Genomic DNA, 24,049 nt, shown 5'->3' with positions numbered 1-24,049 from the left:
CGACCCGCCCGGGGATGGACCGGACGGATCGCGCGCGAGGCTCGCTACACCGACGCCGAGTCGAGCTGCTTCGGCGCGTCATGCGTGCTGTCCTCGGCTTCATCGAGACCGAACTTGTTGTGCAGCGCCGCGAGTGGCTTCGGTGCCCACCAGTTCCAGGTGCCCATCATCCGCATGAGCGCGGGTGCGAGCAGGCCGCGAATCACCGTCGCGTCGCTGATCACCGCCAGCGCGCAGCCGAGGCCGAACAGCTTCATCATCGAGACGCCGGAGGTGGCGACGCCGAGGAACACGATGCTCATCAGTAGGGCGGCGGCGGTGAAAATGCGTCCGGTGCGGGCCACGCCCATCGCGACGGCCTCGGTATTGCCCTCGGTGGTCTTCGGTCCGGCCAGCCATTCCTCGCGGATTCGGGAGAGCAGGAAGACCTCGTAGTCCATGGACGCGCCGAAGGCCAGGCTGAACATGAGGATGGGCATGGCCAGGTTGAGGGTGCCGGTGGCGGTGAAGCCGAGCAGTTCCGACAGGTGTCCTTCCTGGAAGATCCACACCATCGCGCCGAAGGTCGCGGCCAGCGACAGGATATTGAGGATCAGCGCCTTGATCGGCAACACCACGCTGCCGGTGAACAGGAACAGCAGCACCAGGGTGGTGAGCGCGATCAGCGCGCCCGCCAGTGGCAGTTTGCCGGTGATCGCCTCGACCGAGTCCTGGTTGAGCGCGGCCGGGCCGGTGATCAGGGCTTTCGATGGGGCGGCAACGGCGCGCAGGGTATCGAGTTGGGCGCCGCCGGCGTCGGAGTAGGGGTCGAGTGAGGTGGCGACCGACAGGTAGGCGCCGTGTTGTGCATCCGTCATCTCGGGTACACCCGCGGCCACCCGCAGCCCGTTGCGGTACACCGCCGCGCTGCTGAGCACGGCAGGCACGTCGGGCACGGTGGACAGCTCGCGCGCGTAGGTGTCGAGTTCGGCTGCGCTGCCACGGAATTCGGGCAGCACGATGGTCGCGGCCGAGGCGAGGTCGGCGTCGAATTCGGTGCGCAGGATGTCGCCCACTTCGCGACTGGCGACGCCGGTGGGCAGCGACCGGTCGTCGGGGTAGCCGAACTGGACACCGAGGAACGGTGAGCCGAGCAGCAACAGGAACGCGGTGGTGGCCAGCGCGATCGACATCGGCCGCTTCATCACCGCGACGACGAGGCGATACCAGAACGTCTGGCGCGGCGGCTTCTCCGTCCGCGGGGCCAGCCGGAACAGGCGGCGCATCGGTGCGCGCAGATCGCCCGCGTCGATGCGATCGCCGACCAGGATGAGCATCGCGGGCAGCACGATCACCGCGGCGGCCGCGGCGGCGGCCACCACGGCGATGCCCGCGTAGGCGAACGACTTGAAGAAGTACTGCGGGAACACCAGCAGTGCCGACAGCGAGAGCGCGACGACAAGTGCCGAGTACACGACCGTACGACCGGCGGTCTGGATCGCCCGGGTCACCGCGGCAGACGGCGTGGCGCCCGCGGTCAATTCCTCGCGATACCGGCTGACGATGAACAGGCTGTAGTCGATCGCCAGCGCGAGTCCGAGTGCCGTGGTCATGTTCAGCGCGAAGATCGACACATCGGTCAGGGCGGTGAGCACGCGCAGAATGCCCAGCGACGCCGCGATGGCGAACAGTCCGATCGCGATCGGCAGCGCGGCAGCCATCAGACTGCCGAACACCAGGGCGAGCAACAGGCCGGTGATCGGGATCGCGATCGCCTCGGCGATGATCAGGTCCTTGCTGATCTGGGTGTTGATATCGGCGAAGGAGGCGGCGAGCCCACCGGCCTTTACGGTGACCGCACCGCTCTCGACCTGCAGTTGCTCGCTCAGCATCGCCGCCCGAACGGGCAGTTCGGCATCGTCGCCCTCGATGCTGGCCAGGATCAGCGCGTGCTTGCCGTCGTTGCTGAGCATCGCCTGTTTGAGGTCGGGGCGTGCGGTCCAATACGACTGCACGCCGCTGACAATCTCGGCATGCGCGTCGAGGACGGCGATCGCATGCTCGGCCGCCGCCCGCGCGGCGCCGGAATCGGCCACGTTCTCGGCGGAGATCGTCAGGACGTAGTTGGGCTCGCTGCCAGGGAAGTGGTCGCCGAGGTATTGGCTCGCCTGCACCGAATCGAGATCACCGGTGACGAATCCGCCCGATTTCATGTGCGAGTGCACCGTAGCGCCGATCGCGCCACACAGGACCATCAGCAAGAGCGCGATTGCGACCACCCAGCGGGGTCGGGCAACGGCGGTGCGGGCGATTGTCGTCAACATCGTCGGGCCCTCTTTGTCGGAAACTGTTCGGGATGTTCGAACCGTTACCGTATCCCGCGCCTGATTCTGCCCGATACCGCCTCGGGGTGGAGGTAGGCCGAGTACCATCTCCGCCCCTGGGTGGACGATCCCGCCGACTCGATGTGGTTATCCCGTGGACGACCCGTTGAAAAGCGCGGCCTGGAGCAGGCCGAGAAGGTAGGGGACCTGTTCCGACGAACTGTTGGAGCAGGGCACCGGATACGGCCCGCACTCCGCTGCGGCGGGCGCTGCCAGCGGAAGCTGGACGAGGCCGATGACAGCGAGACCCGCAGCGGTGGCGATGAGAGATTTCATGGGAGCCAACGTAACGGCGCGGCGGCGGGTGCTGGGAGTCCTAAGTTTCAGGGGCGTGAAGTGTTGTGCGCGGGCAGGATTCGTCCACCTACCCGGCCGAGGCCGATTCGTCTTCCCTCCGTGCCGGGAGCGGTGGCCGTGATCGCCACCTCGTCGCCGTCGGCGAGGAAGGTGCGTGACCGACCGGCCACGGTGATGGGTTGTGTACCACCCCAGGACAATTCGATGAATGAGCCGCGCTGGGTCGGCTCGGGGCCGGAGATGGTGCCGGAGGCGTAGAGGTCGCCGGGGCGGATCGAGGCGCCGTTGGCGGTGAGGTGGGCCAACATCTGGGCGGGGGACCAGTACATGCGCGCGTAGGGCGGGTGCGCGACGACCTCGCCGTTCCACGCGACGGACAGCTCGATGTCGAGGCCGAAATCGTCGAGGCCGCGCAGGTAGGGGAGGGGTTCGGGGTCCTGTGTCGGGAGCGGCACCCGGGCCGCTGTCAGTGCGGCCAGCGGGGTGATCCAGGCCGAGATCGAGGTGGCGAACGACTTGCCGAGGAACGGGCCGAGTGGTTGGTACTCCCACGCTTGGATATCGCGCGCCGACCAGTCGTTGACCAGTGCGACGCCGAAAACATGCTCGGTGAATTCGTCGACGGTGACCGGTACGCCGAGGGTGGAGCCCGCGCCGACGACGAAGCCCAATTCGGCCTCGATATCCAGGCGCTCAGAGGGGCCGAAATCGATTGTGCCAGAGGCTGTTCGGCGTTGACCTCGCGGCCGGATGATCGGTGTATCCGATACGACGACGGTGCCTGCCCGGCCGTGATAGCCCACCGGTAGGTGTCGCCAATTCGGTAGCAGCGGTTCACTGTCCGGACGGAAGAGCCTGCCGAGATTGGTGGCGTGGTCGATGCTGGCGTAGAAGTCGACGTAGTCGCCGATCCGCACCGGCAGCGCCATGCGCACCGCAGACGCGGGATACACGGCATCGACCGGCAGGGCGGTATCGGCTAGTGCGCGCAACCTGTCGCGGACCTCGCGCCAGCGGCGGGCACCCTGTGCGAGAAAGGCATTCATCGCAGGTTGCGAGAAGGTCGAATCATCGAGCAGCGCAGCCAGATCGAGCACCATGTCGCCCAACCGGCAACCCACCCGGAAGTCGCCGCCGGGTGGTGCGAAAACACCGTAGGGCATATGTTCCGGCCCGAACAGCGAATCGGCGGGGACCTCCACGCGCAGCAGGCTCACCGCAGCCCCGGCCCGCGACCCGACCAGGTCCACGCGTACGCCGGATCCTCGCAGGCCAGCGCACCTTCACCGAGTTGCAGCGGACGGAACGTATCCACCATCACGGCCAGTTCGTCGAAGAACTCCGCCCCGACGCTGCGTTCGTAAGCGCCGGGTTGTGGGCCGTGCGCATAACCGCCCGGATGCACCGACACCGAACCCTGGGTGATGCCGGAACCCTTGCGCGCCTCGTAGTTTCCACCGCAATAGAACATGATCTCGTCGGAATCCACATTGGAGTGGTAGTACGGCACCGGAATCGACAGCGGGTGATAGTCCACCTTGCGCGGCACGAAATTGCAGATAACGAAATTGTCGGCCTCGAAGGCCTGGTGCACCGGTGGCGGCTGATGCACGCGGCCGGTGATCGGTTCGAAATCGGCGATATTGAAGGTGTAGGGGTACAGGCAGCCGTCCCAGCCGACGACGTCGAACGGATGTGTCGCGTAGGTCATTCTGGTGCCGATCACCTCGTTGCCCGCGCGATGCTTCACCAACACCTCCACGTCGGTGTCGTCGACGAGCAGCAACTCGCGCGGTCCGTGCAGATCGCGCTCGCAATAGGGCGCGCTCTCCAGCAGTTGACCGAATTTCGAGAGATAGCGTTTGGGTGGGGTGATGTGGCTCGATGCCTCGATCACGTACGCGCGCAACGGTTCCTCGCCCGTCGGCAGCCAGCGGTGGGTCGTCGCCCGCGGCACGACTACCTGGTCGCCTCGGCGTACCGGCAGGATTCCGAAGACGCTTTCCACCACGGCCGCACCGGATTCCACGTACACCAGCTCGTCGCCGATGGCATTGCGGTACAGCGGGGACGCGCCCTTGGCGACCACATACGAGATCCGCACGTCAGCATTGGCCAGCAGCAGTCTGCGCCCGGTGACCGGGTCGGTCGCGACCGCCGTATCGCCGGGGAAGAGCAGGGGCAGCCGCAGATGCCGATGGTGCAGTGGATGATTCGGCGTCAAGGTCTGGTCGGGCAGCTCCCAGACGGTCGCATCGACGATCGCGGGCGGCAGGGCGCGGTGATAGAGCAGCGAGGAGTCGCCGGAGAACCCCTCCTCGCCCATCAGCTCTTCGTAGTAGAGGTTGCCGTGCTCATCGCGATGCTGCGTATGCCGCTTCGGCGGCACCGCACCAACCCGGCGGTAGAACATCGAGTGAACCTCCCGCTGCGTCGCAGGCTGAAACTTCTCCCTCCAACGTAACCGAGAACGCGCGGAAAATCCGTCAGAACTCCGCGATCACCGGAGCATGATCACTGGCGCCCTTGCCCTTGCGTTCCTCGCGGTCCACCGAGGCGTCCTTGATCTGGTCGGCGAGGGCGGGGGAGGCGAGGACGAAGTCGATGCGCATGCCCTCCTTGCGGGGGAAACGCAGCTGGGTGTAGTCCCAATAGGTATAGACGCCGGGGCCAGGGGCGAACGGGCGCATCACATCGCGGAAGCCGAGGTCGAGCATGGACTGGAAGGCTTCGCGTTCGGGCGCGGAGGTGTGGGTCTTGCCGATGAACAGTTCGGGCGCCCACACATCGTCGTCGGTAGGGGCGATGTTCCAGTCGCCGACCAGCGCGATCTTCGCCGCGGGGTCTTCGGCCAGCCAGCTCGCCGCCTTCGCGTGCAGGGTCGAGAGCCAGTTCAGTTTGTAGGTGTAGTGCGGGTCGTCGAGCGCACGACCGTTGGGGACATAGAGACTCCACACTCGCACCCCACCGCAGGTCGCACCGAGCGCACGCGCCTCGACCACCGGCGATTCGATCAGCGAATCGCCCGCGTTCTTGTCGAAGCCGGGCTGATCGGGGAACGCGAACTCGACATCGGTGAGCCCGACCCGCGACACGATCGCGACCCCGTTCCACTGATTGAGCCCCACGTGCGCCACCTCGTACCCGGCGGCCTCGAACTGCTCGAAGGGAAACTGATCGTCACGGCATTTGGTCTCCTGCAACGCCAGCACATCGATGTCGTGGCGGTCCAGGAAGGCGATCGCCCGATCGACGCGGGAGCGGATCGAGTTGACGTTCCAAGTGGCGAGACGCACGGTGGCGGTGTCCTTTCGATGAACTGTTCAGAACCGCGGCGCCGGCCGCTAGTGCCCCTGCGGGGCGGCGTAGCGGTAGGCGTGGTGCTCGATGAAGCCGAGTTCGCGGTAGAGGGCGAGCGCGGCGGAGTTTCCCACCTCGACCTGGACGTAGGCGTGGCTCGCGCCCTGCTCGGCTCCCCACCGGATCAGTTCGGCGCACAGCAGGGCGCCGAGCCCGTTGCGGCGGTGCGCGGTCGCCACGGCCACACAGGTGAGGCCGACCCAGCGGCGACCGTCGGGCGCGGTGGTCACCGCACCGCGGCCGATGGACAAGGGCTGGGGCAGGCCCAACGAGGCGAAGCCGAGAACGCCGTCGAGGACCGAGGTGAGCACGGCCCGGTCCGGCTCGCGCACAGCGGGATCCAGGGGGATCTCACCGCGGTAGCGGTGCGTTCGGAGCCAACCGTCCTCGGGTTCGCTGCTGATGCGCACCATCGACGGTCCTTGCGGGAGCACGAAATTCGCGATGTCCAGGCCGAGGACCACGGTCTCGCTCCAGGTGTTCCACGTGGGGGGCACGGGGGCCAGCCGGTCGGGTAGCTGCAGCAGTAGCGGCAATTCCTGACTCGTGTACCAGTCCGCGATCTTGTGCATGGTGTCGATCGACAACACCGCGGGGATGCCCGACTCACCCAGCGGCACAGCCGAATTCGCACGTCCGGTGTAGCCGTTGCCTGCCCGCGCCAGCCAGCCGTCGATCCACAGGTGCGCGCTGCCCGGCCAGGCCATGGCCGCCGCGGTCTCCAGCGAGCGGATCTCCTTGGTCCGAATGGGCCGTGGCCCCAGTGCTTTCAACGCGACGACGCGATCGGCCGACACCGAGACCAGCTCACCCTCGGCGGTACGCACCGACGGCGGCGTCAGTGACACCAGTTCGCCGATCACATCGGTGAGCGGCTGGGGATATCCCGCGGGCAGCTGGTACCGCATCACCACGCGTCGACCCAGCGGAATCATGGTTGCCGGCCGCCTTGGTCTGGACTGAGTGAAGGGTGCGACGACGAAGTGCCCGGAGGCAGGCAAGATCGAGGGAACAGGCCGAAGGCCCGCGGCGCCGACCGCGACGATTCAGTCGTCATGACCGAAGGGGTCGGGGACGGTGCCCGGAATCCAGCTCAAACCCGGTGTGCCCCAGCCGTTTCGCTTGATGGCCTTCTTGGCAGCGCGAGCATTGCGGCCGATCAGCACGTCGACGTAGAGGAAACCGTCGAGGTGACCCACTTCGTGCTGGAGCATGCGGGCGAAGAAACCGGTGCCCTCCAGTTCGACGGGCTCACCGTTCTCGTCGGTCCCGGTGACCTTCGCCCAATCCGCGCGACCGGTCGGGAACTGCTCGCCGGGCACCGACAGGCAGCCTTCCTCGTCGTCATCGGGGTCGGGCATGGTCTCGGGGATCGCCGAGGTCTCCAGCACCGGGTTCACCACCACGCCCTTGCGGCGGAGGGGATTGCCCGCGGCGTCGAAGTCGGGGCAGTCGTAGACGAACAGCCGTTTGCCGACGCCGACCTGATTGGCCGCCAGGCCGACACCCTTGGACTCTTCGAGCGTGTCGTACATGTCCGCGATGAGCTCGGCCAGCTCCGCAGGGGTCTCCGTCACCTTCGCGGTGGGGTTGTGGAGAACGGGGTCACCGACGATCACGATCGGGAGAATTGCCATGGTCGCCATTATCGCCGCTCGCGTGGCCGGACGATCGGCGGACCCCTGTGGGCCGCGCCACCACGCCGAGCGCGTACGCCCTACTGGCCTTCAGTCAACACGCCGTGACATGGCTCGAAGGATCTGGGGAACCCGTGGTTGAATGACGACGGTATTCACCCATCTCGTGATACTCGGCGAGGGAGCACGATGGACGGCGCAGCAGCTCGGCATATCCCCGGTATCTCCGACGGCCCCGGTGCGGGCGAACAGGATTCGGCGGCCGACGAGAGCACCGGTTTGAGCCGCCGCGAGCTCGACATCCTGGACTTCGAACGCAAGTGGTGGAAGTACGCGGGCGCCAAGGAAGACGCGATCCGCGAACTGTTCTCCATGTCGGCCACCCGGTACTACCAGGTACTCAACGCGGTCGTCGACTCCGACGCCGCGCTGGCCGCCGACCCGATGCTGGTCAAGCGGCTGCGCAGACTGCGGGCCAGCAGGCAGAAGTCGCGTGCCGCCCGCAAACTCGGTTTCCAGGTCTGACATGACGGCCACACACCCTCGGTTGCGACTAGGGTTGGGCGGGTGAGCAACCCGAACCCCACCCCCGGCGGCCCGCCGTTGCGCGCGCTGGCGATGGTGTTGATCGCGCTGGCCATTGTCTTCGCCGGTCTGGGTGCGATGTCGCTGTCGAACTCCGATGCCCAGGCAACCGATGCGGAGCAGACCGAGACCACCACCTCCAGCGCGGTCGCGCAGGCACCGGCCACCACGTCCGCGCCCACGACCACCAGCGCGGCCGCGCCGACCACGACGACCTCGGTCGCGCCGACCACGACCACGACCACCACGACGACCCCGGCTCCGGCGTCGACTGGCGCGGATCAGACTGTGTCGGTGCGAGTGCTGAACAACAGCCTGGTAGCGGGCCTGGCCGCGCGGACCGCGGGCGAACTCGCCACGGCGGGCTGGACCAATGTGAGCACCGGCAACTACAGCGGCGCGAACCTGACCACCACCACCGTGTATTACGGCGGCGGCGCGGGCGACAAGGCCGCGGCCACCGAGATCGCCGAACAGGTCGGCGGGACGGTCGCACCCAAGACGGGGGATACCTCGCCGGGTGTCGTGGTCGTCCTGACCGGTCGCTGAACCGAGCGTGGCACGCGGTGCCGTAGGCCGTGTCGCCACTGTGGCATCATCGTGATCGGTATCGCCCCTCCTCCGATAAGGAGTCCCCTGATGGACACGCCGACCTCTCGTCGCCCGTCCTGGCGCATTGTGACCCCGGTGCTCGCGGTCGCCGCGCTCGGGCTCGCAGCTTGCACCAGCAGCCAGGAGTCGAGTGACGTCAAGGGCACCACGCCGCCGGTGTGGACCAGCTCGTCGGCGCCCGCGGGTGACAGCGGCGGCCACGGTGGTGGCCACGCCGCACCGTCGGAGACCGCGGCCCCCGGCCACGGCGACGATCACGGCAGCGTGGCAGGCGGCCTGAAGACCTCGCTGAAGAATGGTTCGGGCGCCGAGGTGGGCACCGCGACCATCGCCCAGGAGGGCGGCCACCTGGTCGTCACCGTCGAGGCGCGCGGCCTGACCCCCGGCTTCCACGGCCTGCACTTCCACCAGAACGGCACCTGCGAGGGCGACTTCGCCTCGGCCGGTGGGCATCTGCAGGTCGGCGGTGCCACCGCGCACCCGGCCAGCGGTGACCTCACCTCGCTGCAGGTCGGCGCCGACGGCTCCGCGAAGCTGGTCACCCGGACCGACGCGGTCACCCTCGACAACGTCAAGGGCAAGGCCCTGATCATCCACGCCGGCGCCGACAACTTCGGCAACATCCCCCCGCGCTACACGCGTGAAGGCGGCACCGGCCCGGACGAAACCACCCTGTCCACCGGCGATGCGGGCGCCCGGGTGGCGTGCGGCGTAGTCGGTTAGCGGGTCACCCATGGCCGGGGCATACGAGTCGGTTCCGTTTCGCGGTTCGCCCCGGCCGACCATCGGCATCGAATGGGAGATCGCGCTCGTCGACAAGATGACGCGCGATCTGTCCAACACCGCCTCCGCGGTGTTCGATGCCGTCGGTGACCTGCGCGCCCACGACGGCACCCCGCAGGTCACCAAGGAATTGCTGCGCAACACGGTCGAACTGGTGACCGGGGTGCACGAGACGGTCGGCGGCGCGGTGGAAGACCTGCGCGGCACCATGAACGCGGTGCGGCGCGCGGCCGACCCGCTCGGTGTCGACCTGTTCTGCGCGGGAACCCACCCGTTCGCGCAGTGGTCGGCCCAACAGCTCACGCGCTCACCGCACTACGACGAACTGATCGAACGCACGCAGTGGTGGGGCAGGCAGATGCTCATCTGGGGTGTGCACGTGCATGTCGGAGTGTCGCACCGGGACAAGGTCTTTCCGATCCTGAACTCGCTGTTGCTGTCGTATCCGCATCTGCTGGCGCTGTCGGCGTCCTCGCCGATGTGGTCCGGCGACGACACCGGGTACGCCAGCAATCGCGCGCTGATGTTCCAGCAGTTGCCGACCGCCGGGCTGCCGTTCCAGTTCGAGCACTGGCGCCAGTTCGAGGGTTTCGTGCACGACCAGATGAAAACCGGTGTGTTCGAACAACTCGGCGGTATGCATTGGGACATCCGGCCCGCGCCCAAGTGGGGCACCATCGAGGTGCGCGTGTGCGACGGGCTGTCCAGTCGCGCCGAACTGGCCTCGGTGGCCGCGCTGATCCACTGCCTGATCGTCGATCTGGACCAACGCCTCGAGAACGGCGAGACTCTGCCCACGCTGCCGCCGTGGCATGTGCAGGAGAACAAGTGGCGGGCCGCGCGCTACGGACTCGACGCGATCGTGATCGTCGACGATGCCAGCAATGAGCGTTTGGTCACCGACGATCTGATGGATCTGCTCACCCGGCTCGAGCCGACCGCCAAACGCCTCGGCTGCGCCGACGAGTTGGCCGCGGTGGCCGACATTCCCCGGTACGGCGGCTCCTACCAGCGCCAACGCCGGGTCGCCGCACAGACACAGGGCGACATGGTCGCGGTGGTCGACGCGCTGGTGTGTGAGCTGGATCAGTAGCGTTCAGCTGCGCAGTGGGATGGCGTTCACCCGCCGTTTACGATAGTTGGATGCTTGTCGAACATCCGCGCACCGTTGCGGGGGGTGCCACCCTCGGTTCTCGTCTGCGTGAACCACGCACACTCGCCGTAGTCGCGGTGTCGGCAGTGCTCGCGCTGCTGGTCGGATTGCAGATCGTAGCCTCGATCAACGGCTTCGACGGACCCTTGGCGAGCCTGGCTCGCGACTTCGTCGGCACGCCCAAATCGATGTCGGTGCCGTGGGCCGGCCTGGTGCTCGCGCTGGTCGGGATCTCCGCGCGCCGGCGGGTGCTCGCACTGGCCGTCGCGGTCGGGATCGACGCGGTGTGGGTCGCGCTGCGGCTCATCGACGGCAAGCCGTTCGCGGTCGGCAACGGGCCGACGATCGTGCTGGCCGTGCTGGCTGTCGTCGCCGCGGTCCGCTGGCGGGGTCGCGAGCGCGCGGACGCGTTGAAGGCCGTCGCGCTCGGTGCGCTGCTGGTGCTGGCCACCAAGGTCGGTGATGTGTGGTTGCACCTGACCTCGGCCGTGCGACCCACGGTGCTCGACGAATACGCGATGCTCGCCGATCACGCGCTCGGTGATCCGTCGTGGGTTGTCGGGCGGGTACTGGAGGTACTCGGGCCCGAGGTGTACGCGGTGCTGCACTGGGTCTACATCGAACTGCCGGTGGCCGCGATCGCGGTGGCGGTGTGGCAGCTGCGCAAAGTGGTGACGACCGGGCGCTGGCCCAGCCACTACCTGGTGCGCACCTTCCTGGTGCTCGGTCTGGTCGGGCCGCTGTTCTATGTGCTGTTCCCGGTGGTCGGGCCGATGTTCGCGTACGGGGCCGACGGGCACGGTTTCCAGGTGGGCAACTTCTGGCCCGCCGCGCTGCCGCCGCTCGACCCGAACCCGGCCGCGCTGCCCTTCGACGAGTTCACCCCGCGCAACTGCATGCCCTCGATGCACACCGCCTGGGCGCTGGCGCTGTTCATCCACACCCGCCGCGATGTCGACGGATCGCGCGCGCCGATCTGGATGCGCTGGGGCGGGGCGTTCTGGCTGGCCGCCACGGTCACCGCGACGCTCGGGTTCGGCTATCACTACGGCGTGGATCTGGTCGCGGGCGCGGTGCTGTGCCTGACCGTCGAATCCGCGTTGCGTGCGCCCGAGCGAGGGTGGGGTGCGTTCCGGATTCGGCTGGTCGGCTTCGGTGTGGCCGTGTTCGCGGCGCTGCTGCTGGCCTACCGGTACCTGGCGGTGCCGATGTCGGAGTATCCGATGGCCGCGGGTGCGATCGTGCTCGGGCTGTTGGCCGCGGTGTCGGTCGCCTTCCACAACACCTGGTTCGTCCGCGCCCCCGAGCCCGCCATCGAGCGAATCGCGACGCCCGCCGGTTAGCGCAGTCCGTCGCGGTGGCGTTGTTCTCGGTAGGCGGTGCGGCCGATGAGGTGGGCGACGACCGGGGCCGTGATGATGGTGAACAGGCCGGTGAGCACGAGCATCCAGACATTGATGTCGCCGCGGATGTCGATGCCGGTGCCGATGAGAACCAGCATGAGTCCGACCACCTGTGGCTTGGTGGCCGCGTGCATGCGGGTGAGCGTGTCGGGGAAGCGGACGATGCCGATCGAGGCCGTGAACGCGAGCGCGCAACCGGCGAGGATCAGGATCGCCGAGACCCATTCCCACGCGCTCATCGCTCGTCCCTGACACGGAACCGGGTCACGGCGGCCGAGCCGAGGAACCCGACCAGCGCGAGCGCGACGATCGCCGGGATCACCGTGGTGTCGTCGCTGTAGGCGGCCCAGACCGCGAGCCCGGACGCGGCGATGGCCATCAGTGAATCGATCCCGACGACCCGGTCGAGGGTGCTCGGCCCGGCGAGTACGCGGTAGCTGGTGATCACCGCCGCGGCGGTGAGCAGAATGCCGGCGATGACGGCGACGACGGTCATGGTTGCACCTCCGTGGGCGGGTCGAGGCGGCGGCGCTCGCTCGGTCGTTCGAAGGCATCGATCAGCAGGTGTTCCAGGCGGCGGGTGGTGCGGTAGAACTTGACGACCGCTTCGTCGCTGCCCACATCGAGCACGTGCACATAGACCACGCAGCGCGCGCGATCGATTTCCAGGACCATGGTGCCCGGGATCAGATTCAGCAGGTCGGCGCATATCACCAGCACCAGATCGGACTGGATGCTCAGGTGCACGCGCAGCACACCCGAGACCGGTGGTCCGCTGGGCCGGATGGCGAACCAGGCCACCTGCAGACTCGATTCGAGCGTGTAATAGGTGCCGACAGCGATCAACGCGAGAAACGACAGCGGATGGAAGCGCCCGGCCACCGGGACCGAGGGGAGCGGCAGCGCGAGGGTCACGATCAGCGCGACCACCACGCCGGCGAGGGCGTTGGCGAAGCTCAGACCTCCCCAGAGGGCGACCCAGACGGCGGTGAGCCAGATCAACACGCACAGGCGAAGGACGTTGTCCCGATGGATGAGTCGGCTCATCGCAGCTCCGGTCCGAGTACCGATTCGATGTAGACCGACGGGTCGTTCAGGTCGTCGGCGGCGCGTTCGGCGATACCGAGCACCGGTCCGGCGAATACGGTGAGGGCGAGCCCGGCGGTGACCAGTCCGATCGTCGCCAGCACCATGAGCACGGGCATCCGGCCGGGGTCGGTGCGGTCCTCGTAGTACACGTCGGTCGAATCCTCCACCAGCGTGGGTAGATGCGCCGCGGTGAGATGACCCTCCGGCGCTTCTGCGCGCGGCCGCCAGAACGCCTTGCTCCAGACCCGCGCTACGGCATACAGCGTGAGCAGACTCGTGATCACCGAACCCGCGACCAGCACCCAGGCCAGCACGCTGCCCTCGGTGACACCGGCTTCGATCAGCGTGACCTTGCCGATGAATCCCGAGAAGGGCGGTATGCCACCGAGATTGAGCGCTGGGAGCAGGAACAGCATGCCCAGTAGCGGACTCGCTGTCGCCAGCCCGCCGATCCGGCGCAACGACACCGACCCCGCCTGGCGTTCGATCAGTCCGACAGCGAGGAACAGGGCGGTCTGCACCAGAATGTGGTGGGCCACGTAGTACACCGCGCCGGTCAGCCCGGCGATGGTGGCAAGGCCGATGCCGAACACCATGTAGCCGATGTGGCTGACCAGGGTGAACGAGAGCAGTCGCCGGATATCGGTTTGCGCGATGGCGCCCAGGATGCCGACGAGCATGGTCGCCAGCCCGCACACCAGCAGGATGTCGTCGAACGCGCCGTCGGGGAACCAGAGTGTGTGGGTGCGGATGATCGCGTACACACCGACTTTGGTGAGCAGGCCCGCGAACACCGCGGTAACCGGCGCGGGCGCGGTGGGGTAGGAGTCGGGCAGCCAACTCGACAGTGGGAACACCGCCGCCTTGATCCCGAAAGCCACCAGCAGCACCGCGTAGCAGGCGGTGCGTACACCACTCGGTAACGCTTCCAGGCGCCCGGCCAGTTGCGCGAGATTCAGGGTGCCCGTGGCCGCGTAGGTGAGGGCGATGCCGATCAGGAAGATCAGCGACGACACCATCGACACCATCACATAGGCGACGCCGGTGCGGATCCGTTCTTCGGTGGCGCCGACGGTGAGCAGGACGAACGAGGCGACGAGCAGGATTTCGAAGCCGACGAACAGGTTGAACAGGTCGCCGGCCAGGAACGCGGTCGACACGCCCGCGGTCAGGATCAGGTAGGTGGGTCGGTAGATCGAGGTCGGCTGCCGTTCGCCGCCGTCGGAAATATTCTGTCCCGCACCGTAGATCGACACCACGAGCAGAACGAACGCCGAGACGAGCAGCATGGCCGCGCTGAGCCGGTCGACGACGAGGGTGATGCCGATCGGTGTCGGCCAGCCGCCCACCTGCACGGCGGTGGTGCCGTCGCGGTCGGCGAGATAGAGCAGCAGCCCGCTGATCACCAGCACCGCCGACAGCGCGGTGAGCGAGATGATCGCCTGTAGGCGGGGTTGTCGGCCGAAGATCAGGGTGGCCGCGGCGGCGAGCAGCGGGACAAGGACGGGCAGCGCGGCGATGGCGGGCAGCAGATCCGGGGACAGGGTCACTGTTCTGGATCCTCCCGTTCGCGCCGCGCGGCGACCTGGGCGTCCTCGGGGTCTTTGTGCACGTCTTCGGTGGTGGTGAGCATGTAGGCGCGATAGGCCAGCGCGAGAATGAAAGCGGCCACCCCCATGGTGATCACGATGGCGGTGAGCACCATGGCTTGCGCGAGCGGGTCGGCCATGCCGTCGGAGGAGGCGTCGGCGCCCGCGCGGATCGGTGGTGTGCCGTCCGGGCCCGCCATCGTGATGATCAGCAGGTTCACCGCGTTGCCGAGCAGGAGTATCCCGAGCAGCATCTTCGACACCACTCGCTCGAGCAGGAGGTAGACGCCGCACGCGGTGAGCGCGCCGATGGTGATGAGCATGGTCAGGTTCGCGGTCATACCGATTCCTTGTCCAGGCGGGCGCCGAGACTGCGCAGTACGTCCAGCACCAGCCCGACGATCACCAGGTAGACGCCGAGGTCGAAGAACAGGGCGGTGACCAGTTTGATGTGGCCGAGCAGCGGCAGCGTCACCTCGACGATGGCCGAGGACAGCGGGGGCGCGCCGAGGAGCAACGAGACGGTCGCGGTGCCCGCGGCCAGGATCAGACCCGCGCCGAGAAGGTGTCCGGCGTCGACCGGGAGCGCCTCGCCCAGTTCGTAGCGTCCGCCCGCCAGGTAGCGCAGGGTCAGCGCGAGACCGGCGATCAGACCGCCCGCGAAGCCGCCGCCGGGTGCGTTGTGGCCGGCGAAGAAGAAATACACCGACAGCACCATGATGGTGGGGAAGATGAGTCGGGTGGTGATCTGCAGGACCATCGATCGGTCGCGCCGATCGAGGAGCCGGGCGGCGGGCAGCCAGTTCACCGCGTCGGGGTCGTAGTTCGGTGAGTCGACGGCGCGGGGCGCGCTGCCGAAGCGTCGGCTACGGAACACCAGCGACGCGACACCGGTCGCGGCGACGACCAGCACCGAGATCTCGCCCAGGGTGTCCCAGGCGCGAATGTCGACGAGCAGGACGTTGACCGCGTTCTTGCCGCCGCCGATCCGGTAGGCCGCATCGGGAATGGCAGGCCAGATCGGGGCACTGTGTCTGGCGGCGATGGCGAACGCGGCCAGCACGGGGACGGTGATGCCGACGGCGACGGCCAGGAGCGCGCGACGGAATTTGAACGCGGTGCCCTGGCTCTCGGCGATCTCGGCGGGAAACGCTCTCAGCACGAGCACGAAGACGACCAGAGTGAGTGTCTCGACCAGGAATTGGGTCAGTGCCAGGTCGGGTGCGCCGTGCAGCGCGAAGATCACGCCACAGCCATAGCCGGTCACTCCGACGACGAGCACGCTGGCCAGCCTGTTGCGCAAGACGGTGGCGGCCACCGCCATCGCGATCATGACCGCCCCGATCGCGGCCTGCAACGGTGAATCCCACAGTCGCAGTTGCACTCCCGTGCGGGTGCCGACGGCGAGCAGGATCGTCGGCAACACGACGAGGGTGCCGAGGATGGTGGCCTGGCTGGCAGGCAGCGACCCGGATTGCACAGTTCCGGTGATGCGCAACGACAGTCGGTCCATCGCGCGCAGCGCCGCGTCGTAGTTGCGATCGGCATTGCCAAGGCGCGGGTGTGCGGGTTCGCCGATCCGGCCGCGGATCAGGAACAGGGCCAGACCGGCCGCGACGACGAGCACCGTCAGCGCGAGTGGGCCGTTGACGCCGTGCCAGAGCGCGAGATGGCTGTCGAGGACCCCGGGCAATGACGCGGCGTAGGGGCTCAGCCAGCGATCGACGACAGGTGCGGCGAGTCCGCCGAACAGCCCGGCCACCGCGAGCACCGCGGGCGGGCCGAGCAGCAGCGGACCTGGTGCGTGCCAGGTGACCTCGCGCTCGGGGTTCGCGGTGATCCCGAAAGCGCCCCAGACGAATCGGATGCTGTAGGCCACGGTGAACGCCGAACCGACGGTGACCCCCGCCAACAGGGCGAATCGCACCGGCGGACTCAGCATCTCGGCCGACCACAGCGCGCCGAGCGCCGACTCCTTGCCGACGAACCCGAGCAGCGGTGGCAGTCCGGCCATGCTGAGCGCGGCGAGCACCGCGATCGCGCACAGCACCGGCGCTCGCCGGCCCAGCCCGGACAGTCGGCGCAGGTCCCTGGTGCCCGCACCGTGATCGATGATGCCGACCACCATGAACAGGCATGCCTTGAACAGGCCGTGCGCCACCAGCAGGGCGAGCCCGGCCAGCGCCGCGTCGGGGGAGCCGACGCCCACCATCGTGATCATCAGACCCAGCTGGCTGACGGTGCCGAACGCCAGCACCAGCTTCAGATCGTGCACCTGGATCGCCCGCCACCCCGCGAGCAGCATGGTGGCGATACCGAGCGGCAGCAGCATCAGATGCCACGGTGGTGTCTGCGCGAGCGCGGGCGCCAGCCGGGCCACCAGGTAGACACCGGCTTTCACCATCGCGGCGGCGTGCAGGTAGGCACTCACCGGGGTCGGCGCGGCCATCGCACCGGGCAACCAGAAGTGCAGCGGCACGATCGCCGATTTGCTGATCGCCCCCAACAGCACCAACCCGATCGCGACCGACACCGCGCTGCCCTGCGGGACAGCGTTCGCCGCGAGCAGATCCGACAGCAGGAAACTGTCGTAGCGCAGCCCGAGAACGACGATCCCGACCAGCATCGCCAACCCGCCCGCGCCCGTCACCAGCAGCGCCTGGATCGCGGCCCTTCGGCTGACCGAGCGCTCGGCGTAGTGGCCGACGAGCAGGAACGACAGTACCGTCGTGATTTCCCAGAAGACGTAGAGCAGCAGCATGTTATCGCTGGTCACCAGCCCGAACATGGCACCGGCGAATCCGGTCAGCTCGGCCGCGAACACTCCGAGCCGGGCTTCGTCACGCTCGAAATATCGCCCGCAATAGGCCAGGATCAACGCGCCGACGCCGAGCACCAGCGTGCACATGACCGCGGCGAGAGAGTCGAAGCTCAGATCGATGTTCATCGAAATCTGCGGCGCCCACCGCATCTGCGTGCGCACGGTGTCGCCCCAGTGCGCGATCACCCAGCCGAGACTGCCCAGCGGGACCAGCGCCAGCAGGTAGAAAGCGTTGCGGCCCAGCACTCGTACACACAGCGGGGCCAGCAGGGCGGCCAGTGCGTGAGCGAGCAGTACGGCTAGCAACTCCCCCTCCGTCGGGTAGGTAGCGGTCGAGTAGCGCGCCCCGATCCTACGGGTGGAAGTGATCTGTTCGGCGGCACCGAGGTTGTCGCGTCGGCCATGTCGTGGGGTGCGCGGCTATGGGTGCCGGCAGCTACAGCTCCGCGGCGTCGGCTGTGTTCGGGCGGATTCGCAGCAGCAGCAACAGTGCGGCGGCCGCGCCCGCGGTGATGGCGAACGCGGCGCGACCCGGGGTGGCATCGTCGGCGGTCGGCCCGCCGACCGGCCAGTTGCGCAGGTCGGTCGGGATCGCCCACACGATCGACGGCAGAAACAGCGCGCCGAGGCCGAGCACGGCACTGGGCAAATAGGAGCTGCGGATCGAACCGAACGCGTAGCCCGCGACGCACGCGAGCAGGACGGTGCCGAGCGTCCAAGAGTACGACCAGGGCAGCCGGTCGGCGACGGTCGCGTACGCGCAGATCACGGCCGCGCCGAGCAGCACGAGCCACGGTGTCGGCCAGTGCAGACCGGCGAAGATTCCCGCCGTCGCGACCGCGAGGACCAGCGGCAGGCTCCAGCCGAGACTCGGTGCGTCACCGAGCGAGTCGGCCGCCGCGGCCACGGCGATCGCGAGCAGCACGCCGACGCCGTCGCGGCCCGGCAGCAGCACCGCGGCGAGGAACGCGGTGACGATCGAGACCGTCACGGCCAGGCTCACCGACCAGAAATCGGCGCGCTGCCCGTCGAATTCGTTCGACAGCCATTCGGTGGCCAGCAGTGCCGACAGCGAAAGCAGCGTCGCGGCCACGATCGGGCTGATCGGCAGGTCGGCGGCCAGGCGAGTGGCCACGGGCAACATGATGCCGTGCCGATGACGCAGAGTGTTCACGACGAGCAGGACCACGGCCAGCACTATCAGCCACGGCGGCGTGCTCACCGCCTTGCTCGCTGTCTCGATGTTCGAACTCACCTCGCCGTAGACGAACACGACCATCGTGCCGAGCGCGAAACCGACGGCCGACCAGCGTCGGCGCAGCGCGCAGATGCCCAGCGTGCCGTAGACCACGCCGCCGCTGAGCGCGTCGATGTAGTTCTGGGTGGTGAGGACGTCGGCCGAGGTCACCGTCCGGCCGATGAAGTAGTTGATCGCCAGCACCAGCGAGCCGCAGGCGGCGCTCAGCCAGACCAGGCCGGGGCGGCTGAGCGGGCGCACCAACACCGCCACGCAGACGGCGACGATCAGCCCGAGCGCGGCCGCCCTCGGCACACTGTTGACCAGGCTCGCGACCCGATAGGGCGAACCGAGCGACTCGGCGGTGCTGAAGGTGAACGGCAGGAACAGCGCCATGCCCGCGACCACGGCACCGGTGAACGCCGTGACCGCGTCGATGCCATCCCCGAGTTTGGGCACGCAGGAAGGATACCGACGAAAAGCCGTCTACCTGGGATGTCGGCGGTCAGCCGCGGCTGTCAGCGTATCGTCGCAGCGATTCGACCTGCGCTGGGTCGAGGGAGGGGCGCACGGTGGCGCGAGCCGTGGCCACATCCGCCCCGGTGACGTCGGCGGCGGCCATATCGCGGCGAAGGGCCGAGAGCGCGGCCTCGCGGAGCAGAGCGGCACAGTCGGCCGCCGAGTAGCCGTCGAGATCCTCCGCCAGGGCGGCCAGGTCGACGTCGTCGGCGAGCGGAACCGAACGGCCCGCCGTGCGCAGGATCTCGAGGCGCGCGGGGCCGTCCGGCGGTGGCACGAACACGAGACGGTCGAGTCGGCCGGGCCGCAACAGGGCGGGGTCGATCAACTCGGGACGGTTCGTCGCGCCGACCACCACCACATCGCGCAGCGGTTCGACTCCGTCGAGTTCGGTGAGCAGAGCGGCGACCACTCGGTCCGATACTCCGGAGTCACTGCTCTGGCCGCGGCGGGGGGCGAGTGCGTCGACCTCGTCGAGGAAGATCAGCGACGGCGCCGAATCGCGGGCCCGCTGGAACAGTTCGCGGACCGCTCGTTCCGACGAACCGACCCACTTGTCCATCAGCTCAGCGCCTTTCACCGCGTGCACGCTGAGCTGACCGGTGCCCGCCAGTGCCCGCACGAGGAAGGTCTTGCCGCAGCCGGGTGGGCCGTACAGCAGGACGCCGCGGGGCGGTTCGATGCCGAGGCGGGCGAACGAGTCGGGGTGGCGTAGCGGCCACAGTACCGTTTCGGTGAGTGCCTGTTTGGTTTCGACCATGTCGCCGACGTCGTCGAGGTCGAGCGAGCCGATCGCCAATTCCTCTGTCCCCGAACGTGACAGCGGGCGGATCACGTCCAGTGCCCCCACCAGATCGTCCTGGGCGAGTTCTGGTTCGGTGTGTTCGCGGCTGGCCCGGCCCGCGGCGCGCACCGCCCCTTCGCGGCACAGTGCGGTCAGGTCGGCGACCACGAAACCCGGTGTGCGTGAGGCGATCACCTCGAGATCGAGGCTTCCGGCGGGTACCTTGCGCAACAGATGTTCCAGTAGGGCACGCCGAACGGCCGCGGTCGGCAGTGGCAGCGCCAGCTCGCGATCGCACAGGTCCGGTGCCCGCAGTCGCGAATCCACCTGTGTCGGATGGGCGGTGGTGGCCAGCAGGGCGACGCACGGCTTGCGCACGGCGGCTCGCAACTGGTCGAGCACGAGGGTGGCGACCGGTTCGGCCTCGGCGGGCAGCAGCGCGTCGATATCGGTGATCAACAGCACGCCGCCCTGTCCGGTCGCGACATCGGCCACCGCCTCGGCGACCTCGCGCAGCCGGGTGCCGCTCTCGGTCGCACCGACACTCGGCCCGTCGAGTTCGATGATGCGCCGTGGCGCGGCAACGGCTTTGGCGAACGTGGCCTTGCCGACCCCGGCCGGGCCGGTGACGAGCACGCCCAGATGTGCCGGTGCGCCGAGGGTCTTGAGCAACTCGGGCTCGTCGAGCGCCAAGCTCAGCCATTCGGCCAGCTTGGCCGCTTGAGCCTGCACCCCGGCCAGGTCCTCGACCTGGATCGGCACGTTCCCCGAACCCACTGTCGTGGCGACCGAGCCCGGCTGGTCCGACGAGGAAAGTCCCTGCTGTCCGTGCCCACTCGCCGAAAGCTGCCGCGGATCGCCGTCGCGTTCCATCGTGTGCTGGATCGCCGCCGCGCCCGCACCCCAGCCGACCGCCGAATTCGGTTGCACACTCACCGGTCCCGGCATCGGCTCGATCGCGGTCACGGTGAGCAGTTCGGTGGTCCAGGCGATACCGAAGGCGCGCGAGAGCGCCTGCGTGGCTGCCGAAGAACTGATGTCGGGGCCGAGATCGCGCGGGAGCAGCGACACCGTGTCACCCACGGTCACCACCTTGCCGAGCAGCGCCTGGCGCAGAGTGGCCGCCGGAACACTGGCCGTGGCGTGCGCCGAGCCGCTCAGCGAGATCTGCCTGGCGCCGAAGACCGTGACCGGCGCGACCGTCACCGCCGCGTTCTCCCGCAAGCCCACATTCGACAGCGTCACGTCATCGAGCAGCGCCACCCCGGGCGGACTGTCCGCGGGCGCCTTCGCCACCACCGCCGCGGTCCTGCGCGCGCCGATCAGGGCGATGCCGTCCCATTCGCGCAGGCCGAGGGCGGTGAGCGTCTCGGGGTGCAACCGAACCACCCCGCGGCGGGCATCGGCGGCGGAGGGGTTGAGCCGGGCGGTGAGCGAAAGTTCAGCCACCGTCCCATTCTGCCGCTTCCCGGCGCGATCAGTATCCGATAGGCAGACTGCAAGGTCAGCAGGCCAATCTGGCTGACATGACGAACTCTCGCCGCCAGTCGGTACGCTGCACCGGACGCGCCGGAGGTGCCGGCGCCGCGATCTACCGGGGAAAGCAGCAGATGAACCGAATCTCCCTCGCAGTACTGGCCGCCGGGGCACTGACCCTGACATTGGTCGGGTGCGGTTCCGGCGACGACTCCGCGGATGCGAGCGGGCTGCGCAAGGGCACGCCGAGCTCCAGCGCGCCCGCCACCACCTCGAGCGCGGCCCCGACCTCGGCCGCCGTGAGCGCCGACATCACCTGCGCGCAGTTCAAGTCGCTCGACTCCGACGGCGAGAAGAAGGCGATCGACGAGATCCTGGCCGAGAATCCCGGCAGCCCGTTCGAGGGCAGCCCCAACGTGGCGCTCAGCACCGTGAAGCTGGTCTGCCTCGTTCCGGCCAACGGTGACAAGCCGGTGGCCGACGCCGCCGGGATCAGGCCCGGCGGCTGACCCGGAGCGGCCCTGCCGGATCGCTCAGTTGATGAGCGATTGCCAGTTCGCGGGCACGCGCGAAGCGGGACCGGGAACGGATTGATCAGTCGGGTGGCTGGTCGGCGGGGCGAGTGCGGGGCCGTCGCTGTACATCTCACCGTTGGAGTAGTCGTAGAACCAGTCCTCGCCCGGTTCGTAGCTCTGCACGAACGGGTGCGCGGTGGCCTCGAAATGCTTCGTCGCGTGCTTGCTGGGGGAGCTGTCGCAGCAGCCGACATGCCCGCATTCGGCGCAGCGGCGCAGATGCACCCACCAGCCGCCGCTCTCGTCGCACTCGGCGCAACCCGCGCCACTGGGCGCCACGCTCGGATCGATCTTCGCTTCAGCCATCTCGACCTCCTGTAGTGGGTGTGCTGACATCCTCCGCTGTCGGTTCCAACGGCAGGCGGACGATGAACCGCGTGTTGCCGGGTTCCGATTCGACCCGGATGTCACCGTTGTGTTTGTTCACCACGATCCGGAACGAGATGTCGAGGCCGAGGCCGGTACCGTCACCGACCGGTTTGGTGGTGAAGAACGGCTCGAAGATGCGCCCCTGTGTGTCAGGGGAGATGCCCGGCCCGGTGTCCCCGATCTCGACGGCGGCGCAGTCGTTTTCCTGGAACGTGCGGATCGTCAGGGTGCCTTCCCCGCCCATCGCGTAGACCGCGTTGTCGATCAGATTGGTCCACACCTGATTGAGTTCGGCGGCGAAGCAGGGCACCGGCGGCAGGGCGCGGTCGTAGTCCTTGACCACGTGCACGCCGTCACCGAGCTTGCGGTTGAGCATCACCAGGGTGGAATCGAGCAGTTCGTGCAGGTCGACGACCTGATACGGCGCGCGATCCATCTGCGAATACTGTTTGGCCGCGCCGACGAGAGTGGAGATGCGGGTGGTCGAGTCGAAGATCTCGTTCATCAGCAGCTCGGTCTCGATGGTGTAGTTCAACCAGCGCACCGCACCCTCGAACACCGGCGCCTGGCAAGCTTCCAGGGTCGCGTGGACGCCCTCCAGCCAGTCGGTGTCCAGGCCCGCCTGCACGAAGGTCGGCGCCAGATTCCAGCCGTCGGCGATGCCGCGATCGGCGAACCAGTCCGCCAGCGCGTCCTCCCGATCGGCCGCTTCCATGGGGCTGAGGTCGGGTGCCTTGGCGACCTGCTCGGCGGCTTGCTCCTGCATCTCGACCAGCTTGACCAACGCATCGGGCGGGAACTTGCCCTCGGCCATCATCTTGAGCTTGTGCCGCATCCCGGCGACGCGTTCGCGCAGGCCGGAGGTGGCGCGCACCGCGGCGGCGGCGGGATTGTTGAGTTCGTGGGTGAGTCCGGCCGACAGCGAACCGAGGGCGAGCAGCCGCTCCCGTTCGGCGATCCGCTGGTTCGACTTCCGTCCGCCGAAGAACGCGCCCTCTAGCAGGTGCACGGCCATCGGGAACCACTCGTGCATCATTCGCGCGAAATCGTCGGCGCCGAGCACCAGGAAGCGGGATCGGCGCACCACATACATCGAGCCGTTGTAATTCTGGCTCACCTTGTCGCCCATGTAGGCCATCCACGCACCCGCGTACACACCGCGGTGGTCGGTGCGGTTGGTCTCGATCTCCACGCCGCCCGACATCGTGGTCAGGCGGATCTCGCCCTCGATCAGCACGTAGAAACAGGTGGCCGGTTCGCCTTCGCGGAACACCGGACCGGGGTCGACGCATTCGATGCTGCCCGCCGCGCACAGGTCGGCGAGCTGAGCGTCGTCGAGCTTCTCGAACAGGAACAGCGTGCGCAGTTCTTCCGGATCGCAGATCAGGGAACCCATC

At 68.2% G+C, this 24,049-nt stretch carries 23 protein-coding genes; 6 read left to right on the top strand and 17 right to left on the bottom strand.

Translation table 11 applies throughout. The features are described from left to right. Positions 1 to 44: 44 nt before the first annotated feature. From ACFWUR_RS05760 to ACFWUR_RS05730, 7 genes are all read right to left on the bottom strand, one after another. Positions 45 to 2,303: an MMPL family transporter gene (locus ACFWUR_RS05760; RefSeq protein ID WP_378902421.1), complete on the bottom strand. Its 2,259-nt coding sequence runs from the start codon at positions 2,301 to 2,303 to the stop codon at positions 45 to 47. 147 nt (positions 2,304 to 2,450) lie between these two features. Further along, the gene (locus ACFWUR_RS05755; protein ID WP_378902418.1) at positions 2,451 to 2,639 is read right to left on the bottom strand and encodes a hypothetical protein; all 189 of its coding nucleotides are present in this window, start codon (positions 2,637 to 2,639) and stop codon (positions 2,451 to 2,453) included. A 47-nt stretch (positions 2,640 to 2,686) separates the two neighbouring features. Then, the gene (fahA, locus tag ACFWUR_RS05750) at positions 2,687 to 3,910 is read right to left on the bottom strand and encodes a fumarylacetoacetase (protein WP_378902415.1); all 1,224 of its coding nucleotides are present in this window, start codon (positions 3,908 to 3,910) and stop codon (positions 2,687 to 2,689) included. Further along, a complete protein-coding gene (locus ACFWUR_RS05745) occupies positions 3,874 to 5,073 on the bottom strand; it encodes a homogentisate 1,2-dioxygenase (RefSeq protein ID WP_378902412.1) in 1,200 nt (399 codons plus the stop codon). Before ACFWUR_RS05745 ends, fahA begins: the two co-directional genes overlap by 37 nt. A gap of 73 nt (positions 5,074 to 5,146) precedes the next feature. Continuing rightward, positions 5,147 to 5,956: an exodeoxyribonuclease III gene (locus ACFWUR_RS05740; protein WP_378902409.1), complete on the bottom strand. Its 810-nt coding sequence runs from the start codon at positions 5,954 to 5,956 to the stop codon at positions 5,147 to 5,149. 48 nt (positions 5,957 to 6,004) lie between these two features. Beyond that, complete coding sequence (locus ACFWUR_RS05735) at positions 6,005 to 6,955, bottom strand: GNAT family N-acetyltransferase (protein ID WP_378902406.1); 951 nt, start codon at positions 6,953 to 6,955, stop codon at positions 6,005 to 6,007. A 111-nt stretch (positions 6,956 to 7,066) separates the two neighbouring features. Next, positions 7,067 to 7,657: a peptide deformylase gene (locus ACFWUR_RS05730; RefSeq protein ID WP_378902403.1), complete on the bottom strand. Its 591-nt coding sequence runs from the start codon at positions 7,655 to 7,657 to the stop codon at positions 7,067 to 7,069. A gap of 189 nt (positions 7,658 to 7,846) precedes the next feature. Here ACFWUR_RS05730 and ACFWUR_RS05725 point away from each other — a divergent pair, with 189 nt between their 5' ends. The 5 genes from ACFWUR_RS05725 (at position 7,847) to ACFWUR_RS05705 (ending at position 12,133) form a co-directional block, all read left to right on the top strand. After that, positions 7,847 to 8,182 carry a DUF3263 domain-containing protein gene (locus ACFWUR_RS05725; RefSeq protein ID WP_378902400.1) on the top strand — a complete coding sequence of 112 codons (336 nt, stop codon included), beginning with the start codon at positions 7,847 to 7,849 and terminating at the stop codon, positions 8,180 to 8,182. A gap of 42 nt (positions 8,183 to 8,224) precedes the next feature. Beyond that, positions 8,225 to 8,791, top strand: coding sequence for a LytR C-terminal domain-containing protein (locus ACFWUR_RS05720; protein WP_378902397.1), 567 nt, complete (start codon positions 8,225 to 8,227; stop codon positions 8,789 to 8,791). 90 nt (positions 8,792 to 8,881) lie between these two features. After that, positions 8,882 to 9,577, top strand: a complete 696-nt coding sequence (locus tag ACFWUR_RS05715) for a superoxide dismutase family protein (protein WP_378902394.1) — start codon at positions 8,882 to 8,884, stop codon at positions 9,575 to 9,577. Between the two features lie 10 nt (positions 9,578 to 9,587). Continuing rightward, positions 9,588 to 10,730, top strand: coding sequence for a glutamate--cysteine ligase (locus ACFWUR_RS05710; protein WP_378902391.1), 1,143 nt, complete (start codon positions 9,588 to 9,590; stop codon positions 10,728 to 10,730). A 50-nt stretch (positions 10,731 to 10,780) separates the two neighbouring features. Then, a complete protein-coding gene (locus tag ACFWUR_RS05705) occupies positions 10,781 to 12,133 on the top strand; it encodes a DUF5933 domain-containing protein (RefSeq protein ID WP_378902388.1) in 1,353 nt (450 codons plus the stop codon). Here ACFWUR_RS05705 and mnhG read toward each other — a convergent pair. The 8 genes from mnhG to ACFWUR_RS05665 form a co-directional block, all read right to left on the bottom strand. After that, a complete protein-coding gene (mnhG, locus tag ACFWUR_RS05700; RefSeq protein ID WP_378902386.1) occupies positions 12,130 to 12,432 on the bottom strand; it encodes a monovalent cation/H(+) antiporter subunit G in 303 nt (100 codons plus the stop codon). The two genes, ACFWUR_RS05705 and mnhG, sit on opposite strands and share 4 nt — an antisense overlap. Next, positions 12,429 to 12,689 (bottom strand): monovalent cation/H+ antiporter complex subunit F, encoded by a 261-nt coding sequence (locus tag ACFWUR_RS05695; RefSeq protein WP_378902383.1) that lies wholly within the window; start codon positions 12,687 to 12,689, stop codon positions 12,429 to 12,431. Before ACFWUR_RS05695 ends, mnhG begins: the two co-directional genes overlap by 4 nt. Then, positions 12,686 to 13,240 carry a Na+/H+ antiporter subunit E gene (locus ACFWUR_RS05690; protein ID WP_378902380.1) on the bottom strand — a complete coding sequence of 185 codons (555 nt, stop codon included), beginning with the start codon at positions 13,238 to 13,240 and terminating at the stop codon, positions 12,686 to 12,688. Before ACFWUR_RS05690 ends, ACFWUR_RS05695 begins: the two co-directional genes overlap by 4 nt. Beyond that, positions 13,237 to 14,832, bottom strand: coding sequence for a Na+/H+ antiporter subunit D (locus ACFWUR_RS05685; protein WP_378902377.1), 1,596 nt, complete (start codon positions 14,830 to 14,832; stop codon positions 13,237 to 13,239). The genes ACFWUR_RS05690 and ACFWUR_RS05685 overlap by 4 nt, the downstream gene beginning before the upstream one ends. Beyond that, on the bottom strand, positions 14,829 to 15,212 hold the full coding sequence (locus ACFWUR_RS05680) for a Na(+)/H(+) antiporter subunit C (protein ID WP_378902374.1): 384 nt from the start codon (positions 15,210 to 15,212) through the stop codon (positions 14,829 to 14,831). The genes ACFWUR_RS05685 and ACFWUR_RS05680 overlap by 4 nt, the downstream gene beginning before the upstream one ends. Beyond that, positions 15,209 to 17,998, bottom strand: coding sequence for a Na+/H+ antiporter subunit A (locus tag ACFWUR_RS05675; RefSeq protein ID WP_378902371.1), 2,790 nt, complete (start codon positions 17,996 to 17,998; stop codon positions 15,209 to 15,211). The genes ACFWUR_RS05680 and ACFWUR_RS05675 overlap by 4 nt, the downstream gene beginning before the upstream one ends. Positions 17,999 to 18,128: 130 nt before the next feature. Then, the gene (locus ACFWUR_RS05670) at positions 18,129 to 19,388 is read right to left on the bottom strand and encodes a hypothetical protein (RefSeq protein WP_378902368.1); all 1,260 of its coding nucleotides are present in this window, start codon (positions 19,386 to 19,388) and stop codon (positions 18,129 to 18,131) included. Between the two features lie 46 nt (positions 19,389 to 19,434). After that, positions 19,435 to 21,681 carry an AAA family ATPase gene (locus ACFWUR_RS05665; RefSeq protein WP_378902366.1) on the bottom strand — a complete coding sequence of 749 codons (2,247 nt, stop codon included), beginning with the start codon at positions 21,679 to 21,681 and terminating at the stop codon, positions 19,435 to 19,437. Positions 21,682 to 21,758: 77 nt separating this feature from the next. On the opposite strand from ACFWUR_RS05665, the gene ACFWUR_RS05660 reads away from it, so the two are divergent. Then, a complete protein-coding gene (locus tag ACFWUR_RS05660; protein WP_378902363.1) occupies positions 21,759 to 22,217 on the top strand; it encodes a hypothetical protein in 459 nt (152 codons plus the stop codon). Between the two features lie 24 nt (positions 22,218 to 22,241). Here ACFWUR_RS05660 and ACFWUR_RS05655 read toward each other — a convergent pair whose 3' ends face one another. Together ACFWUR_RS05655 and ACFWUR_RS05650 are read right to left on the bottom strand one after the other, a co-directional pair. Next, on the bottom strand, positions 22,242 to 22,589 hold the full coding sequence (locus tag ACFWUR_RS05655) for a UBP-type zinc finger domain-containing protein (RefSeq protein WP_378902360.1): 348 nt from the start codon (positions 22,587 to 22,589) through the stop codon (positions 22,242 to 22,244). Continuing rightward, a complete protein-coding gene (locus tag ACFWUR_RS05650; RefSeq protein WP_378902357.1) occupies positions 22,582 to 24,048 on the bottom strand; it encodes an ATP-binding protein in 1,467 nt (488 codons plus the stop codon). The genes ACFWUR_RS05655 and ACFWUR_RS05650 overlap by 8 nt, the downstream gene beginning before the upstream one ends. Position 24,049: the final 1 nt, after the last annotated feature.

It is taken from the genome of Nocardia sp. NPDC058633 (assembly GCF_042717045.1).
Taxonomy (GTDB): Bacteria; Actinomycetota; Actinomycetes; order Mycobacteriales; family Mycobacteriaceae; genus Nocardia.
Note: the sequence above shows the minus strand (reverse complement) of the source record. Positions and strands in the feature narration are given on the sequence as shown.

What these genes read in the sequence shown, in the direction of transcription:
- ACFWUR_RS05760 (WP_378902421.1), bottom strand. Translation starts at nt 2,303, where the DNA reads ATGTTGACGACAATCGCCCGCACCGCCGTTGCCCGACCCCGCTGGGTG.
- ACFWUR_RS05755 (WP_378902418.1), bottom strand. Translation starts at nt 2,639, where the DNA reads ATGAAATCTCTCATCGCCACCGCTGCGGGTCTCGCTGTCATCGGCCTC.
- ACFWUR_RS05745 (WP_378902412.1), bottom strand. Translation starts at nt 5,073, where the DNA reads ATGTTCTACCGCCGGGTTGGTGCGGTGCCGCCGAAGCGGCATACGCAG.
- ACFWUR_RS05735 (WP_378902406.1), bottom strand. Translation starts at nt 6,955, where the DNA reads ATGATTCCGCTGGGTCGACGCGTGGTGATGCGGTACCAGCTGCCCGCG.
- ACFWUR_RS05730 (WP_378902403.1), bottom strand. Translation starts at nt 7,657, where the DNA reads ATGGCAATTCTCCCGATCGTGATCGTCGGTGACCCCGTTCTCCACAAC.
- ACFWUR_RS05725 (WP_378902400.1), top strand. Translation starts at nt 7,847, where the DNA reads ATGGACGGCGCAGCAGCTCGGCATATCCCCGGTATCTCCGACGGCCCC.
- ACFWUR_RS05715 (WP_378902394.1), top strand. Translation starts at nt 8,882, where the DNA reads ATGGACACGCCGACCTCTCGTCGCCCGTCCTGGCGCATTGTGACCCCG.
- ACFWUR_RS05710 (WP_378902391.1), top strand. Translation starts at nt 9,588, where the DNA reads ATGGCCGGGGCATACGAGTCGGTTCCGTTTCGCGGTTCGCCCCGGCCG.
- ACFWUR_RS05705 (WP_378902388.1), top strand. Translation starts at nt 10,781, where the DNA reads ATGCTTGTCGAACATCCGCGCACCGTTGCGGGGGGTGCCACCCTCGGT.
- mnhG (WP_378902386.1), bottom strand. Translation starts at nt 12,432, where the DNA reads ATGAGCGCGTGGGAATGGGTCTCGGCGATCCTGATCCTCGCCGGTTGC.
- ACFWUR_RS05695 (WP_378902383.1), bottom strand. Translation starts at nt 12,689, where the DNA reads ATGACCGTCGTCGCCGTCATCGCCGGCATTCTGCTCACCGCCGCGGCG.
- ACFWUR_RS05690 (WP_378902380.1), bottom strand. Translation starts at nt 13,240, where the DNA reads ATGAGCCGACTCATCCATCGGGACAACGTCCTTCGCCTGTGCGTGTTG.
- ACFWUR_RS05680 (WP_378902374.1), bottom strand. Translation starts at nt 15,212, where the DNA reads ATGACCGCGAACCTGACCATGCTCATCACCATCGGCGCGCTCACCGCG.
- ACFWUR_RS05660 (WP_378902363.1), top strand. Translation starts at nt 21,759, where the DNA reads ATGACGAACTCTCGCCGCCAGTCGGTACGCTGCACCGGACGCGCCGGA.
- ACFWUR_RS05655 (WP_378902360.1), bottom strand. Translation starts at nt 22,589, where the DNA reads ATGGCTGAAGCGAAGATCGATCCGAGCGTGGCGCCCAGTGGCGCGGGT.
- ACFWUR_RS05650 (WP_378902357.1), bottom strand. Translation starts at nt 24,048, where the DNA reads ATGGGTTCCCTGATCTGCGATCCGGAAGAACTGCGCACGCTGTTCCTG.